The organism is Kitasatospora sp. NPDC034533 (genome assembly GCF_055575155.1).
In genome coordinates this window covers 111,024-126,171 of sequence record NZ_JBVITE010000018.1, presented here as the reverse complement: position 1 = coordinate 126,171, position 15,148 = coordinate 111,024, and the positions used below count along the sequence as shown (strand labels likewise).

Below are 15,148 nucleotides of genomic sequence, written 5' to 3'. Positions count from 1 at the left end.
GCACGAGAAGGGACTGGAGGTGGTGTGGTTCGGGGAGGGGGGGGGGGGGGGGGGGCCCCCCCCCCCCCCCCCTCCGGCGTACCCCGGGGAATCAGCCCGGCTGCTCGGTGACCGCCACCGGGCGGGTCCGGTCGCTCGACCACTCGCTCCACGAGCCCGGGTACAGCGTGGCCGGCAGGCCCGCCACCTCCAGGGCCAGGATCTGGTGCGCCGCCGTCACGCCCGAGCCGCAGTAGACCGCCGTCTCCCGCTCCCCCGCGCCCAGCGCCCGGAACCGCTCCGCCAGTTCGGCGGCGGGCCGGAACCGGCCGTCGGGGCCGACGTTCTCGGCCGTCGGCGCCGACACCGCGCCCGGGATGTGCCCGGCCCTCGGGTCCACCGGTTCGGTCTCACCCCGATAGCGCTCCCCGGACCGGGCGTCCAGCAGCAGGCCGCGGCGCGCCCAGGCCGCGGCGCCGTCCCCGTCCACCGTGGGCAGCTGACCCGGCGCCGGCTCGAAGTCGCCCTCCGCCGGCTCCGGCGGCTCGGTCGTCACCGGCAGTCCCGCCGCCCGCCAGGCCGCGAAGCCCCCGTCCAGCACCCGCACGTCCCGGTGCCCGGCCCAGCGCAGCAGCCACCACGCCCGGGCCGCCGCCATCGAGGCCGCGCCGTCGTACACCACGACCGGGCGCCGGGTGCTCACCCCGAAGCGGCGCATGGCCACCCCGAACTCCCCCGGGTCCGGCAGCGGGTGGCGCCCGCCCCGGCCGGGGGCGCCGGGCGGGGCGGCCAGGTCCCGGTCCAGCTCGACGAAGTGGGCGCCGGGCAGGTGCCCGGCCCGGTACTCCTCGGCCGCGGTCGGGCCGCCCGGCGCGGCACCGACCAGCTGGTAGCGCACGTCCAGCAGCACCGGCGGCAGCGCGGAGGCGAGCGCCTCGCTCAGCTCGGCCGCGGAGATCAGCGGGGAACCCTCGTTGTAGGTGGTCATGGCGGCCATTGTCGCGCAGCACGGTGATCGGCAGGGGTGGCGCCGGCTGCCCGCCGGCCCACGGGGCCCGACACGCCCGGCCCGCCGCGATTCGTGTGAGTCTTTTGCCGGACTTTCCGCGCGGCCAGAGGGTTGGGCGCCCGCCAGGGTGGAAGCATCACCCTCGCGTGCGAGGATCCCCGCGCGTCAACCACCCGTGAGGAGGCCCGCATTGCCCGCGGTGGAACTCCGACTGGCCCAGGGCACGCCCTGCTGGGTCAGCCTGCTGACCGACGACCTGCCCGGCGCCCGCGTCTTCTACGGCGCACTGCTCGGCTGGACGTACACGCCCGGGCCCGGGGAGATCGGCGACTACGTCCGGGCCCAGCTCGACGGAGTGCCGGTGGCCGGCCTCGGCGTCTCCGCCGCCACCGGCTTCCCGGTGCAGTGGACCACCTACTTCGCCGTGGACGACGCCGACCTCACGGCCCAACTGGTCCGCGAGTGCGGCGGGACCGTCGCCGTCGGACCGCTCCAGGCCGAACGCGCCGGGCGGATGGCCATCGCCTCCGACGTCTCCGGCGCGGTCTTCGGCCTCTGGCAGGGCGAGGAGCACCTCGGCCGGGAGGCCGGAAGCGAGCCCGGCGGCCCGGCCTGGGCCGAACTCCTCACCCCGGACGCGGAGGGCGCTGCCGCCTTCTACGCCACCGTGCTCGACCGCCCGGTCCGCGCCGAGGAGAACGAGACGGCGCTGCTGGTCAACGGGCGTCCGGTCGCCGGCATCCGGCACCGCGCCGAGCTGCGCGGCCACCCGCCGCGCTGGCGCACCCACTTCGCCGTCCGCGACGCCGAGTTGACGGCCCGCCATGCGGTCGAGCTCGGCGGCCGGGTCCTGGTCGAACCGCACGACACGGCCCGCGGCCGCGCCGCCCGGCTGGCCGACCCCCAGGGCGGGCACTTCTCCGTCCTGGAGGTGCTTCCGTAGGAGACGGCGGCGGGCCCGCCGCCCGAGCCGGGCCCGCGGCCCGGATCAGGCCTGCTGCTCCTCGAAGGGCAGCACGTCCGGGGAGAGCACCGAGGCGCGGGCCGTCGCGGCGGTCAGCCGGCGGCGGTGGTGGCGGCGGCACAGCACCTCGTAGCCGACCTCGTCCCGGGCCACCGAGATGTCGCCGATCACCACCTGGGCGCCCTCGACCACCATCACCCCGCCGACCGTCCGGGCGTTGTGGGTGGCCCGGGCGCCGCACCAGCAGAGCGCCTCGACCTGGAGCACCTCCACCCGGTCGGCGAGCTCGATCAGCCGCTGCGAGCCCGGGAACAGGCGGGTGCGGAAGTCGGTGGTGATGCCGAAGGTGTAGACGTCGATGTCCAGTTCGTCCACCACCCGGGCCAGCTGGTCGACCTGCTCGGCGGCGAAGAACTGTGCCTCGTCGCAGATCAGGTAGTCCACCCGGCCGCCGGCCGAGAGCCGGTGCACCACGTGCGCGTGGAAGTCGAAGTCGTCCGTCACCTCGACCGCGTCGGCCCGCAGGCCCAGCCGGCTGGAGATCGTCGCCTTGCCCGCCCGGTCGTTGCGGGTGAGGATCACGCCCTGCCGGCCGCGCGCGCTGTGGTTGTGGTCCATCTGCAGCGCCAGCGTCGACTTGCCGCAGTCCATCGTGCCCGAGAAGAACACCAGTTCAGCCATGGGTGGAGCAAGGGCCTTTCACATCAGGGGAGTTCGGGCACAGAAGAGTCAAGTGGGCGGAAGGGCCAGCCTGTTGGCGATGGCCTCGGGGCGTGCCCCTGGGTCGTGTCCCGTGATTCCCGCCGGGCGCGCGACGCGGATCACGGGGCACGGCCTAGCCGCGGACTTCGAGCAGCGGTACGAACTGCTCGACCGGGGTCATCGAACCGTGCAGGCCGATCATCGCCGACTCACCGGGCTCGTTGCGGGAGGCGACGATCGCGATGTCGTCGCGCGCCGCGGCGACCACGTCGCCGATCCGGGCGTACACCCGCTCGTCCACGGCCGGGCCGAACCAGCCCGCCGCGATCGCCTCGTCCCGGGTGGCCACCCACATGCGGTCGCCCAGCACCTCGCTCCAGACCGCGTGCACGTCGGCCGCGGCCCCCGGCACGGCGTACACGTGCCGGGCCCGGCCCTCGCCGCCGAGCAGCGCGACGCCGGCGCCCAGCTCCCAGTCCTCGTCGAAGTCGATCCGGTCCTCCGGCGCGATGTCGATCATGCCGTGGTCGGCCGTCACGTACATCGCCGAGCGCGGCGGGAGCTGCCCGGCCAGGCGGCGGGCCAGCCGGTCCACGGCGTCCAGCGTCATGCGCCACTCGTCCGAGTCCACCCCGAAGCGGTGGCCGGCGCCGTCCAGCTCGCTGACGTAGGTGTACACCAGCGCCCGGTCGTGCTCGGCCAGCCAGGAGGCCGCCAGGTCCATCCGCTCCTCGCCCGTGGTGCGGCCGAGGAAGGTGCCGCCGGACAGCGCCACCTTGGTCAGCGGGGTCTGGGAGAACAGCGGGGAGGAGACCTGCGCGGTCGCCACCCCGGCCCGGTGGGTGCGTTCGAAGACCGTCGGGTACGGCTGCCAGGCCTGCGGGTCGGTGGGCGGCTGCCAGCGCAGCTGGTTCATCAGGTAGCCGGCGCCCGGGACCGCCACCGTGTACCCGGCCAGGCCGTGCAGGCCCGGCGGCGTACCGGTGCCGACCGAGGCCAGCGAGGTCGCCGTGGTGGACGGGAAGCCCGCGGTCAGCGGACGGCCGCTGCCGCCCAGCGAGCTCCCGACGAGCGAGGACAGGAACGGCGCGTACTCCGGATGGCGCAGCAGCAGCTCCCAGCCCAGGCCGTCCACCAGGAACACCACCACCCGGTCCGCCGGGGCGATCGGGAGCGTCGCGGTGAAGCCGGGGACGCCGAGCCCCGCCGCCACCGAGGGCAGCAGGTCGCACAGCGAACCGCTGCCGTACGGGGGCGCGGGAGCCGTGGCCGGGTCAAGGATCTCGAAGGCGTCGTAGCCGTCGGCAGGAACGAAGGACATGGAACCGGATTCGTAGCGGGCGGAAACGGCGGCGATCAGACCCGCGGGCCGTTGCTGATCGTCGCGTCGGACAGCGCCCGGGCGAACACCAGCGCCTGGGCCACCGTCTCCGGGCCGTCACCGGCCTCGCTCACCCGCAGCGAGAGGTCGTCGGCGGTGGCGGAACCGGTGTAGCCGTGGTCCGCCTCGCAGTTCGGGTCCGAACAGCCGGCCGGCTCCAGGTCCAGGCGCTGCACCGCGCCCCAGCCGATCGTCAGCACCACCTCGCGCGGCAGGGTCCCCGGGGTGTACGTCTCCGGGTTCGCCACCATCCGGCTCACCACGACCGAGCCGATCCGGTCCAGCCGGACGCTCTCCGTCGAGGTCGTCGCGAACGGCACCGCCGGGCTGCCCTCGGCTCCGGACTGCTCGTCGGTGTGGCTCACCACGAACCGGGTCGGGGTGAGCACCAGCACCGTCACGTGCCGACGCACCTCGTTGGCGTCGAAGGTCGTCTCCTGGTGCACCAGGTAGGAGCTGATCGGCTCCGGGCCCACCGCGGACTCGACCGCCTCGGACACCAGGGCCGGGTAGTAGCCGCTGCGCTCGATCGCCGAGCGCAGGTCCTGAGTGGTGGTGGTACCGGTCTTCGCCATATCTCCATCCTGGCATGGTCCGCCGACGAAGCGGGCGGCGCGGCGCCGAGCTTCGGACAACAGCGCCCGGGCAGGGCGCAACCAAGGAAGGTTACAGCGTGCTCATGGCGCGTGGGCCCAGATCGCTGCGGACCGGCAGGGGCGCCACCCGCACCCGTGCCCCCAGGATCGCCAGTCCGTGCGGGGCCACGACCACCGGTTCGAGGTCCACCGAGGCGATCTCCGGTACGTCGTCCACCAGTTGCGAGACCCGTAGCAGCAGTTCCTCCAGGGCGCCGGTGTCCACCGACTCCGCGCCGCGCCAGCCGAACAGCAGCGGTGCCGCCCGTACCTCCCGGACCAGCCCGGCGACGTCCTGGTCGGTGGCCGGGACCAGGCGGTGCGCCAGGTCCCCCAGGAGTTCGGCCGGTGCGCCGGCCAGGCCGAAGGAGAGGATCGCGCCGACGGCGGGGTCCACGCTGGCGGCGATCACCGTGTCCACCCCGCGCGGGGCCATCCGCTGGACCACCAGCTCGGCCTGTGCGGCGCCGCCGAGCAGCGCGTCCAGTTCGCGGTGGGCGCGGCGCAGGCCCGCCTCGCCGGTCAGGTCCAGCCGGACGCTGCCCAGGTCGGGGCGGTGGCGCAGGTGCGGGGCGGTCGCCTTGAGGGCCACCGGGTAGCCGAGCGCCCCGGCCGCCCGGACGGCGGTCTCCTCGTCCGGGGCCGGCATCGTCGGCGAGACGTCGATCCCGTAGTGGGCCAGCAGTTCCCCGGCCTCGGCGTCGGGCAGGGTGATCCGGGCGCCGCCGGGCTGGGTGCGCGCGGCTGTCGCGGCCCGGGTGCTCAGCGCCGCCTCCACCAGCCGACGGGCGCCGGGCTCGTCGATCCGGTCCAGTTCGGGAACGCGCGCCGTCTCCTCCGCCTCGGCCGTGCGGCGGCGCCACTGCGCGTAGTGCACCGCGTGGGTGAGGGCGTGCACGGCCCGTTCGGGCGCGGGGTAGGCGGGGATGCCGCCGGGGCGCAGGCGGGCCGGGAGGTCGGTCAGTGCCAGGTGGGTGAGCAGCAGCGGCTTTCCCAGCTCCCGGGCGCGCTGTCCGGCTTCGAGCAGGGCGGCGGCGATCTCCGGGTCGTCCGAGCCCACCGTGGGGTCGTCCTCGGCGGTCAGCCGGCCGCCCATGAAGGCGTGCGCGGAGGTGCCGATCGGGGGGATCGCGACGGCGATCACCGCGTCCACGGCCGGGTCGGCGAGCGCGACGTCCAGGGCGATCCGGAAGTTCTCGCCGGTCGCGGCGGTGGTGAGGTCGACGGGCGTGCGCGGGCGCAGGCCGGCGCTGAGCAGGGCGTCGTAGGTGAGCAGCCCGAGCGAGTCGGAGTTGCCGACCACCGCGACCCGGTCGCCGGGCGGCAGCGGCTGCTGGGCCAGCAGCTCGCCGGTGTCGTACAGCTCGGTGATGGTCCCCACCCGGGTGACGCCCGCCTGTTCGAACAGGGCGTCCACCGTCGCGTCGCGCAGTCCGGTGGCGGTGGCGGGGACGGCGTGGCCGGGCGGCAGGCTGCCGGTGTGCCGGGCGCCCTTGACCACCACGACCGGCTTGACGGCGGCCAGCCGGCGGGCGATCCGGGTGAACTTGCGCGGGTTGCCGAAGGACTCCAGGTACAGCAGCACCACCTGGGTGGCCTCGTCCTCGGCCCAGTACTGGAGGAAGTCGTTGCCGGAGACGTCGGAGCGGTTGCCGACCGAGGCGAAGGAGGAGATGCCGAGGCCGCGCTTGTGGGCGGCCTCCAGCAGGGCGACGCCGATCGCGCCGGACTGGCAGAAGATGCCGAAGCCGCCGCGGGCGGGCAGGCGCGGGGCGAGCGAGGCGTTCAGCGGGCGATGAGGGTCGGTGTTGATCAGGCCGAAGGCGTTCGGGCCGATCACCCGCATGCCGGCCGCGCGGGCCTGGCGGACCAGCGCGCGCTGCCGGTCCCGGCCCTCCGGGCCGGTCTCCGCGTAGCCGGCGGTGACCACCACCAGGCCCTGCACCCCGTGGGCGCCGCACTCGGCGACGGCGGCCGGGACGGCGCTCTCGGGGACGGCGATCACCGCGAGGTCCACCGGGCCGGGGATGTCCAGGATCGAGCGGTGGACCGGGACCCCGTCCAGTTCGGTGCCGGGCTCGGCGTTGCGGTTCACCGCGTGGAGGGGGCGGTCGGCCGGGGCCTCCCCCAGCAGGTCGCGCAGGATGGCCCGGCCGACGGTCTGCGGGGTGCGGGAGACCCCGATCACCGCCACCGAGCGCGGGGTGAGCAGCCGCTGCACGGAGCGCGCCTCGGCGCGGTGCTCGCGGGCGCGCATCACGGCGAGCGAGCGGTCGGTCTGTTCGAGGTCGAACTCCAGGTGCACCACGCCGTCGGCGAAGCTGCGGCGCTGGGTGTAGCCGGCGTCGGTGAAGACCTTCACCATCTTCCGGTTCTCCGGCAGCACCTCGGCCTGGAAGCGGCGGATGCCGCGCTCCTGGGCCACCGCCGCGATGTGCTCCAGCAGGGCGGAGGCCACACCGCGGCCCTGGTGGGCGTCCTGCACCAGGAAGGCCACTTCGGCGTCGGTGCCGGTGTCGGAGGGACGGCCGTCGGCGTCGATCCGGTCGTACCGGACGGTGGCGATGAAGTGGTCGCGGACCACCACCGCGAGGCCCACCCGGTTCACGAAGTCGTGGTGGGTGAAGCGGCGGACGTCCTTGTCGGAGAGCCGCGGGTAGGGGGCGAAGAACCGGAAGTACTTGGACTGGTCCGACACCTGCTCGTAGAAGTCCACCAGCCGTCCGGCGTCGGCGGGGGTGATCGGCCGGATCCGGGCCGTGCCTCCGTCGCGCAGCAGGATGTCCGCTTCCCAGTGCTGCGGATAGTCGGGTTGTTCGGGGTTCGCCACCGCGGGGTCTTCCACATTCGTCAGGTTATCCGGCGGCGAGCCGAATGGCGTCGGCCGTGTGCCCACGGCAGGGTGGACAGGGCTGACAGCGGGGGTTTATGCCCCGAAAAGAAACAATCACAAGTCCTGAACGCTGCGGTTCCCAGGGGCCGCCTGCGTGCAACACTGGTCTAGACAACATGGCCGCTTCCCCCCGCTCCCCGAGCACGGCCGTGACCAGTTTCACCGGAAAGGCACGTCTCATGGCTGAGCGCCGCGTCACCATCGGTTGGGCCGAGGGCCTGCACGCCCGTCCCGCCTCCGTCTTCGTCCGGGCCGTCACGGCCACCGGCGTGCCGATCACCATCGCCAAGCCGGGCGGCAACCCGGTCAACGCCGCCTCCATGCTCGGCCTGCTCGGCCTCGGCGCCCAGGGCGGCGACGAGGTCATCCTCGCCTCCGACGCCGAGAACGCGGACGACGCCCTCGACCGCCTCGCCAAGCTCGTCTCCGAAGGCCTCGACGAGCTCCCCGCCACCGTCTGAGCCCCTCGCAGCCCACCGATCGGGGTGCCGCCGGATTCCGGCGGCACCCCGATCCGCTGTGGTCAGCCCTTGACGCAGACGACCTGCTTGAGGTGCGCGACCACCTCGACCAGGTCCTTCTGCTGCTCGATGACCTTCTCGATGTTCTTGTAGGCGCCCGGGATCTCGTCCACCACGCCGCCGTCCTTGCGGCACTCCACGCCCTTGGTCTGCTCGGCCAGGTCCTGGGTGGTGAACCGCTTCTTCGCGGCGTTGCGGCTCATCTTGCGGCCGGCGCCGTGCGAGGCGGAGTTGAACGAGGCCGCGTTGCCCAGACCGCGGACGATGTAGGAGCCGGTGCCCATCGAGCCGGGGATGATGCCGAGGTCGCCGGAGCCGGCCCGGATCGCGCCCTTGCGGGTGACCAGCACGTCGACGCCGTCGTACGTCTCCTCCGACACGTAGTTGTGGTGGCAGCTGATCACCTCGTCGAAGGTGACCTTCGCCTTGGCGAACTCCCGGCGGACGACGCCCTGGAGGAGCGCCATCATCAGGGCCCGGTTGTGCTTCGCGTACTCCTGCGCCCAGTAGAGGTCCTGGCGGTAGGCGTTCATCTGCGGGGTGTCGGCGATGAACACCGCGAGGTCCCGGTCGATCAGGCCCTGGTTGTGCGGCAGCGAACGGGCGACGTCCATGTGGTGCTCCGCCAGCTCCTTGCCGATGTTGCGGGAGCCGGAGTGCAGCATCAACCAAACAGAGCCGGATGTATCGACACACACCTCGCAAAAGTGGTTCCCCGACCCGAGCGTTCCCATCTGCTGCATCGCCCGCCCGCGGCGCCACTTGACGTCCTCCGCCACCCCGTCGAAGCGCTGCCAGAAGTCGTCCCAGCCCGCCGTGCGGAAGCCGTGCAGCTTGGCCGGATCGACCGGGTCGGAGTGCAGGCCGCGGCCGACCGGGATGGCCTGCTCGATCCGGCCGCGCAGGTGGGAGAGGTCGTCCGGGAGGTCCTTCGCGGTCAGCGAGGTCTTCACCGCGCTCATGCCGCAGCCGATGTCGACGCCGACCGCCGCCGGGCAGACCGCGCCCTTCATGGCGATGACGGAACCGACCGTCGCGCCCTTGCCCAGGTGGACGTCGGGCATCACGGCGAGGCCGTGCAGCCAGGGCAGCGAGCTGATGTTGCGCAGCTGCTGCATGGCCTGGCCCTCGACGGTGGCCGGGTCGGTCCACATCCGGATCGGCACCCGGACGCCGGGCACCTCGGTGTACGTCATGGCTGAACGACCTCCAGAGGTCGGGGAGTTCGAAGAAGGAATCCGCCGCGCGAAGAATCCCGGCGCGGCTCGGGGAAGTTCAGAGGGTGGGGCTCAGACGCCCTGGGCGACGGCACAGGGGGAATACGGCCTCGGGGAGCGTCGTATGGCTTGCTCGACCCGCATGGTGACCGCCTCCCTTCCCCTCGTCGCAGTTCGCGGTTCACGGCCCGCCGTTCGCACGTGCTGTGCGCCGGGGAACATCTATCCACGGAACGGGCCCGGCCCGCAACGGATTTAAAAACGCGTCCGGCCCGGCGGAGCGAATGCTCCGCCGGGCCGGACGGTGATCCGACGGAGGGATCAGCTGACGACGGTGACCTCGCCGATCCCGAGCGCCCGCACGTCGTCGGCGATCACCGAGGCGTCGCCGACCAGTACGGTGACCAGCCGGTCCGGCGGGAAGGCCGCGACGACCGCCTCGGTGGCGGCGGCGGTGGGCAGTTCGGCGAGCTGCCGGTAGACCTCGGCCTGGTAGTCGTCCGGCAGGTACTGCTCGACCTGGTCGGCCAGCGTGCCGGCCACCGAGCCCGCCGTCTCGTACTTCAGCGGGGCGACGCCGACCAGGAACTGCACGGCCTCGTCGCGCTCGGCGTCGGTGAGGCCCTCGGCCGCGAGGGTCCGCAGGATGGTCCAGGTGTCGGCCAGCGCGGGCGCGGTGGAGGCGGTGTCCACCGAGCCGCTGATGGCGAGCAGCGAGCGCCCGCTGCCGTCGGCGGCCGAGCGCAGCGGCTGGGCGAAGGCGCGGACGCCGTAGGTGTAGCCCTTCTCCTCGCGCAGGACCCGGTCCAGGCGGGAGGTGAGGGTGCCGCCGAGGCAGTAGGTGCCCAGGGTCTGGGCGGCCCAGACCGGGTCGTGGCGGTCGGGCCCGATCCGGCCGATGAGCAGCTGGGTCTGGACGGAGCCGGGCCGGTCCACGATGACGACGCGGCCGCGGTCGTCGCCGGTGACCGGGGCGTGGACGGACGGTGCGGCGGCGTCGCCCGTCCAGGTGCCGAGGGTGCTCTCCAGCAGCACGGGCAGGTCGATCCCGGTGAGGTCGCCGACCACCACGACGGTGCTGGTCGCCGGGCGCACGTGGGCGTCGTAGAAGGCCTTGACGGCGGCGCGGTCGATCGACTTGACGGTGTCGGCGGTGCCGGCGCGGGGCCGGGAGAGCCGGTCGGCGGCGTCGAACAGCTCGGCGTACAACGCCTTCGCGGCGCGCCGGGCGGGGTTGGCCTGCTCGTGGACGATCTCGTCCAGGCGGTTGGCGACCAGGCGCTCGATCTCGGCCTCGGGGAGGGCGGGAGCGCGCAGGGCGTCGGCGAGCAGGGACAGGCCGCGCTGGAGCCGGGAGGCGGGGACCTCCAGGGAGATCCGGATGCACGGGTGGTCGGCGTGCGCGTCGAGGGTGGCCCCGGCGCGCTCCAGCTCGGCGGCGAACTCCTCGGCGCTGAGGGAGTCGGTGCCCTCGCTGAAGGCGCGGGCGAGGATGCCGGCGATGCCGTCCAGGCCCTCGGGCTCGGCGGCGAGCGGGGCGTCGACGAGGACCTCGACGGCGACGAGCTGCTGGCCGGGCCGGTGGCAGTGCAGGACGGTGATGCCGTTGCCGAGGGCGGCCCGCTCGGGGGCGGGGAAGTCCCAGGGGCTGGGCGTGCCCGGCTGCGGCTGCGGGTGGAAGGTCATGGCGGGGACGTAGTCGGTGCTCATACGGCGGCACCCTCCTCTTCGGAAGCGTCGGTGTCGGCGTCGGTCTCGGCGGCGGCGGTCGGCTCGTAGACGAGGACGGCCCGGTTGTCGGGGTGGAGCCGGGCCTTGGCGACGGCCTGGACCTCCTCGGCGGTGACGTCGAGGACCTTGGGGAGGGCGTCGTTGAGCAGCTTGGGGTCACCGAACAGGACGGCGTAGCGGCACAGTTCGTCGGCGCGGCCGGCCACGGTGGTGAGCCGGTCGAGCCACTCGCGCTCGATCTGGGCCTGGGCCCGTTCGAGTTCCTCGGGCGTGGGGCCCTCGGCGGCGAAGCGGGCGAGTTCCTCGTCGACGGCGGTGCCGATCTGGTCGAGGGTTGCGTCGCCGGAGGTCTTGACGTCGAGCCAGCCGAGGCTGGGGGCGCCGGCCAGGCGCAGCAGGCCGAAGCCGGCGGCGACGGCCGTGCGGTCGCGGCGGACCAGCCGGTTGTAGAGGCGGCTGGACTCGCCGCTGCCGAGGATGGTGAGGGCCAGGTCGGCGGCGTCGGCCTCGCGGGTGCCGTCGTGCGGGAGGCGGTAGGCGGCCATCAGGGCGCGGGAGGGGACGTCCTCGTGGACCTCCTCGCGGATCTCGCGGCCGATGGTCTCCGGGAGCTCGCCCGAGCGCGGCGGCTGCTTGCCGTCGTGGGCGGGGATGGAGCCGAAGTACTTCTCGACCCAGGCGATGGTCTGCTCGGGGTCGATGTCGCCGACGACGGAGAGCACCGCGTTGTTGGGCGCGTAGTACGTGCGGAAGAACGCGCGGGCGTCCTCCAGGGTGGCCGCGTCCAGGTCGGCCATCGAGCCGATCGGGGTGTGGTGGTACGGGTGGCCGTCGGGGAACGAGAGCGCGGTGAGCTTCTCGAAGGCGGTGCCGTACGGGACGTTGTCGTACCGCTGGCGGCGCTCGTTCTTGACGACGTCGCGCTGGTTCTCCATGGACGTCTCGTCGAGCGCGGCGAGCAGCGAGCCCATCCGGTCGGCCTCCAGCCAGAGGGCGAGCTCCAGCTGGTGGGCGGGCATGGTCTCGAAGTAGTTGGTGCGCTCGAAGCTCGTGGTGCCGTTGAGCGAGCCGCCGGCGCCCTGGACGAGCTCGAAGTGCCCGTTGTTGGAGACGTTGGCGGAGCCCTGGAACATCAGGTGCTCGAAGAGGTGCGCGAGGCCGGTGCGGCCCTTGACCTCGTGCCGGGAGCCCACGTCGTACCAGAGGCAGACGGCGGCGACCGGGGTGAGGTGGTCCTCGGAGAGGACGACGCGCAGGCCGTTGGCCAGGCGGTGCTCGGTGATGGCGATGCCTCGGCTGGAGGCGGGGGCCGGGTTGGCCATGCGCTCGGGTCCTTCCCGTCGTCGATGTCGGGGTTCGTGTGGCGTCCCCCATTGTGGTGCAACGTCCGGGGACCGCGTTCGTGTCCGCGCGGACGGGGGCGTTCGCCAGGGGCGGAAGAGGGCCGCTGACCGGGAGTGTCGGCGCGAGGGTCCACAATGGGGGCGCCGCGCCCTGTCGACGGCGCCCGGTTGACGGGCCCGCCGGCAGCGCGGCACGGAGCCGCCCGACGACCGCCCCGGCGTTCGGCGACCGACCGACCGACGAATGACCGAGACACAGCCAGCGACACGTAAGGGAGCCCCGCCGCGATGGCCCGCCGCAGTTCGCAGACCCCGCCGCCCGGAGACTTCGAGGAGCGGATCCTCGACGTCGACGTCGTGGACGAGATGCAGGGCTCCTTCCTGGAGTACGCCTACTCGGTGATCTACTCGCGTGCGCTGCCCGACGCGCGGGACGGCCTGAAGCCGGTGCACCGCCGGATCCTGTACCAGGCCAACGAGATGGGCCTGCGCCCGGAGCGCGGGCACGTGAAGTGCGCCCGCCTGGTGGGCGAGGTGATGGGCCGGCTGCACCCGCACGGGGACGCGTCCATCTACGACTCGGTGGTGCGCATGGCGCAGCCGTTCTCGATGCGGCTGCCGCTGATCGACGGGCACGGCAACTTCGGCTCGCTGGGCAACGACGACCCGCCGGCCGCGATGCGGTACACCGAGTCGCGGCTGACGGCCGCCTCGATGGCGATGGTGGAGTCGATCCACGAGGACACCGTCGACTTCGGCCCCAACTACGACGGCAGCGAGCAGGAGCCGCTGGCGCTGCCGGCCGCGTTCCCGAACCTGCTGGTGAACGGCGCGACGGGCATCGCGGTGGGCATGGCGACGAACATGCCGCCGCACAACCTGTCCGAGGTGGTCGCGGCGGCCCGGCACCTGATCAAGCACCCGAACGCGGACCTGGACACGCTGATGCGGTTCGTGCCCGGTCCGGACCTGCCGACCGGCGGGCGGATCGTGGGCCTGTCGGGCATCCGCGACGCGTACGAGTCGGGCCGCGGCACGTTCAAGATCCGGGCGACGGCGACGGTGGAGGCGGTGACGGCCCGCCGCAAGGGCATCGTGGTCACCGAGCTGCCGTACAACGTCGGCCCGGAGAAGGTCATCTCGAAGATCAAGGACCTGGTCAACGCGAAGAAGCTCCAGGGCATCGCGGACGTCAAGGACCTGACCGACCGCGAGCACGGGCTGCGGCTGGTCATCGAGGTGAAGAACGGCTTCGTGCCGGAGGCGCTGCTGGAGCAGCTCTACAAGCTGACGCCGATGGAGGAGACCTTCGGCATCAACAACGTGGCGCTGGTGGACGGGCAGCCGCTGACGCTGGGCCTGAAGGAGCTGCTGGAGGTCTACGTCGACCACCGCTTCACCGTGGTGCGCCGGCGCAGCGACTTCCGCCGCCGCAAGCGCGAGGAGCGGCTGCACCTGGTCGAGGGCCTGCTGGTGGCCCTGCTGGACATCGACGAGGTCATCGCGATCATCCGGTCGAGTGACAACGCGCAGCAGGCGAAGGAACGCCTGATGGAGCGCTTCTCGCTGTCGGAGACGCAGACCGCGTACATCCTGGACACCCCGCTGCGGCGGCTGACCCGCTTCGACCGGGTGGAGCTGGAGCAGGAGCAGGAGAAGCTGAACCGCGAGATCGCGGAGCTGACCGAGATCCTGGAGTCGGACACCAAGCTGCGCAGCGTGGTCTCCTCCGAACTGGGCGCGGTGGCGAAGCAGTTCGGGACGGAGCGGCGCACGGTGCTGCTGGAGGCGGGGGCGGTGCCGTCGGCGGCGCTGTCGGTGCCGCTGGAGGTGGCGGACGACCCGTGCCGGGTGCTGCTGTCCTCGACGGGCCTGCTGGCGCGCACCGCGGACGGGGAGCCGTTCGAGGTGTCGGAGAAGCGGGCGAAGCACGACGTGATCGTGTCGGCGGTGCACGCGACGGCGCGGGCGGACGTCGGGGTGGTGACGTCCGCGGGCCGGGTGCTGCGGCTGCCGGTGATCGACCTGCCGGCGCTGCCGCCGACTCCGTCGCCGACGCTGGCGGGCGGGGCCCCGGTGGGCGAGTTCCTGCGGCTGGAGGCCGGGGAGCGGGTGCTGGCGCTGACCACGCTGGACGAGTCCTCGCCGGGGCTGGCGCTGGGCACGGCGCAGGGCGTGGTGAAGCGGGTGGTGCCGGAGTGGCCGGCGAACAAGGACGAGTTCGAGGTGATCGCCCTCAAGGAGGGTGACGAGCTGGTGGGCGCGGTCGAACTGCGCACCGGCGAGGAGGACCTGGTCTTCATCGCCTCGGACGCCCAGCTGCTGCGCTACCCGGCGGGCCAGGTGCGTCCGCAGGGCCGCCCGGCGGGCGGCATGGCGGGCATCAAGCTGTCGGACGGCGCCCGGGTGCTGTCCTTCACGGCGGTGGATCCGGCGGCCGACGCGGTGGTGGTCTCGGTGGCCACGGCCTCGGGCACGCTGTCCGGCGGTGAGCAGACGACCTGGAAGGTCACCCCGTTCGAGCAGTACCCGCGCAAGGGCCGCGCCACCGGAGGTGTGCGCTGCCAGCGCTTCCTGCGCGGCGAGGACGGCCTGGCCTTCGCCTGGGCCGGCGCGGCGCCGGCCCGGGCCGCCACGGCCAAGGGCGCCCCGGTCGACCTGCCCGAGCGCGACCCGCGCCGCGACGGCTCGGGCACCCCGGTCACCACCCCGATCGCGGTGGTCGCCGGCCCGGCGTAACGGCTCCCGCCCTCACCCCGCCCTCGCCTGAGCG

The 15,148-nt window shown here is 73.5% G+C and carries 11 protein-coding genes; 3 read left to right on the top strand and 8 right to left on the bottom strand.

Translation table 11 applies throughout. The features are described from left to right. Positions 1–91 precede the first annotated feature (91 nt). Positions 92–967: a sulfurtransferase gene (locus ACZ55U_RS16105; RefSeq protein ID WP_465526691.1), complete on the bottom strand. Its 876-nt coding sequence runs from the start codon at positions 965–967 to the stop codon at positions 92–94. A 220-nt stretch (positions 968–1,187) separates the two neighbouring features. On the opposite strand from ACZ55U_RS16105, the gene ACZ55U_RS16100 reads away from it, so the two are divergent. Next, a complete protein-coding gene (locus tag ACZ55U_RS16100) occupies positions 1,188–1,931 on the top strand; it encodes a VOC family protein (RefSeq protein WP_465526713.1) in 744 nt (247 codons plus the stop codon). A gap of 45 nt (positions 1,932–1,976) precedes the next feature. Here ACZ55U_RS16100 and ACZ55U_RS16095 read toward each other — a convergent pair whose 3' ends face one another. The 4 genes from ACZ55U_RS16095 to ACZ55U_RS16080 form a co-directional block, all read right to left on the bottom strand. Then, the gene (locus tag ACZ55U_RS16095) at positions 1,977–2,633 is read right to left on the bottom strand and encodes a thymidine kinase (RefSeq protein ID WP_465526689.1); all 657 of its coding nucleotides are present in this window, start codon (positions 2,631–2,633) and stop codon (positions 1,977–1,979) included. Positions 2,634–2,787: 154 nt separating this feature from the next. After that, on the bottom strand, positions 2,788–3,975 hold the full coding sequence (locus ACZ55U_RS16090; protein WP_465526687.1) for an alkaline phosphatase family protein: 1,188 nt from the start codon (positions 3,973–3,975) through the stop codon (positions 2,788–2,790). 35 nt (positions 3,976–4,010) lie between these two features. Then, entirely contained in the window at positions 4,011–4,610 is a 600-nt protein-coding gene (locus ACZ55U_RS16085; protein WP_355254021.1) for a DUF5998 family protein, read from the bottom strand. 91 nt (positions 4,611–4,701) lie between these two features. Continuing rightward, on the bottom strand, positions 4,702–7,515 hold the full coding sequence (locus ACZ55U_RS16080) for a bifunctional acetate--CoA ligase family protein/GNAT family N-acetyltransferase (RefSeq protein WP_465526685.1): 2,814 nt from the start codon (positions 7,513–7,515) through the stop codon (positions 4,702–4,704). Positions 7,516–7,742: 227 nt separating this feature from the next. Here ACZ55U_RS16080 and ACZ55U_RS16075 point away from each other — a divergent pair, with 227 nt between their 5' ends. Then, positions 7,743–8,024: an HPr family phosphocarrier protein gene (locus ACZ55U_RS16075; protein ID WP_465526683.1), complete on the top strand. Its 282-nt coding sequence runs from the start codon at positions 7,743–7,745 to the stop codon at positions 8,022–8,024. 62 nt (positions 8,025–8,086) lie between these two features. On the opposite strand, the gene ACZ55U_RS16070 is transcribed toward ACZ55U_RS16075, so the two are convergent. From ACZ55U_RS16070 to ACZ55U_RS16060, 3 genes are all read right to left on the bottom strand, one after another. Next, positions 8,087–9,280 carry an RtcB family protein gene (locus tag ACZ55U_RS16070; RefSeq protein WP_465526681.1) on the bottom strand — a complete coding sequence of 398 codons (1,194 nt, stop codon included), beginning with the start codon at positions 9,278–9,280 and terminating at the stop codon, positions 8,087–8,089. A gap of 342 nt (positions 9,281–9,622) precedes the next feature. Further along, complete coding sequence (locus ACZ55U_RS16065; RefSeq protein ID WP_465526711.1) at positions 9,623–10,987, bottom strand: M16 family metallopeptidase; 1,365 nt, start codon at positions 10,985–10,987, stop codon at positions 9,623–9,625. 20 nt (positions 10,988–11,007) lie between these two features. Further along, positions 11,008–12,354: a M16 family metallopeptidase gene (locus tag ACZ55U_RS16060; protein ID WP_465526679.1), complete on the bottom strand. Its 1,347-nt coding sequence runs from the start codon at positions 12,352–12,354 to the stop codon at positions 11,008–11,010. Between the two features lie 309 nt (positions 12,355–12,663). On the opposite strand from ACZ55U_RS16060, the gene ACZ55U_RS16055 reads away from it, so the two are divergent. Then, positions 12,664–15,114: a DNA gyrase/topoisomerase IV subunit A gene (locus ACZ55U_RS16055; RefSeq protein WP_465526677.1), complete on the top strand. Its 2,451-nt coding sequence runs from the start codon at positions 12,664–12,666 to the stop codon at positions 15,112–15,114. Positions 15,115–15,148 lie beyond the last annotated feature (34 nt).

Bases quoted from the DNA above. Each gene is read 5' to 3' on its own strand.
- ACZ55U_RS16075 (WP_465526683.1), top strand. From the start codon at position 7,743: ATGGCTGAGCGCCGCGTCACCATCGGTTGGGCCGAGGGCCTGCACGCC.
- ACZ55U_RS16090 (WP_465526687.1), bottom strand. From the start codon at position 3,975: ATGTCCTTCGTTCCTGCCGACGGCTACGACGCCTTCGAGATCCTTGAC.
- ACZ55U_RS16055 (WP_465526677.1), top strand. From the start codon at position 12,664: ATGGCCCGCCGCAGTTCGCAGACCCCGCCGCCCGGAGACTTCGAGGAG.
- ACZ55U_RS16085 (WP_355254021.1), bottom strand. From the start codon at position 4,610: ATGGCGAAGACCGGTACCACCACCACTCAGGACCTGCGCTCGGCGATC.
- ACZ55U_RS16070 (WP_465526681.1), bottom strand. From the start codon at position 9,280: ATGACGTACACCGAGGTGCCCGGCGTCCGGGTGCCGATCCGGATGTGG.
- ACZ55U_RS16105 (WP_465526691.1), bottom strand. From the start codon at position 967: ATGACCACCTACAACGAGGGTTCCCCGCTGATCTCCGCGGCCGAGCTG.
- ACZ55U_RS16060 (WP_465526679.1), bottom strand. From the start codon at position 12,354: ATGGCCAACCCGGCCCCCGCCTCCAGCCGAGGCATCGCCATCACCGAG.
- ACZ55U_RS16065 (WP_465526711.1), bottom strand. From the start codon at position 10,987: ATGACCTTCCACCCGCAGCCGCAGCCGGGCACGCCCAGCCCCTGGGAC.
- ACZ55U_RS16095 (WP_465526689.1), bottom strand. From the start codon at position 2,633: ATGGCTGAACTGGTGTTCTTCTCGGGCACGATGGACTGCGGCAAGTCG.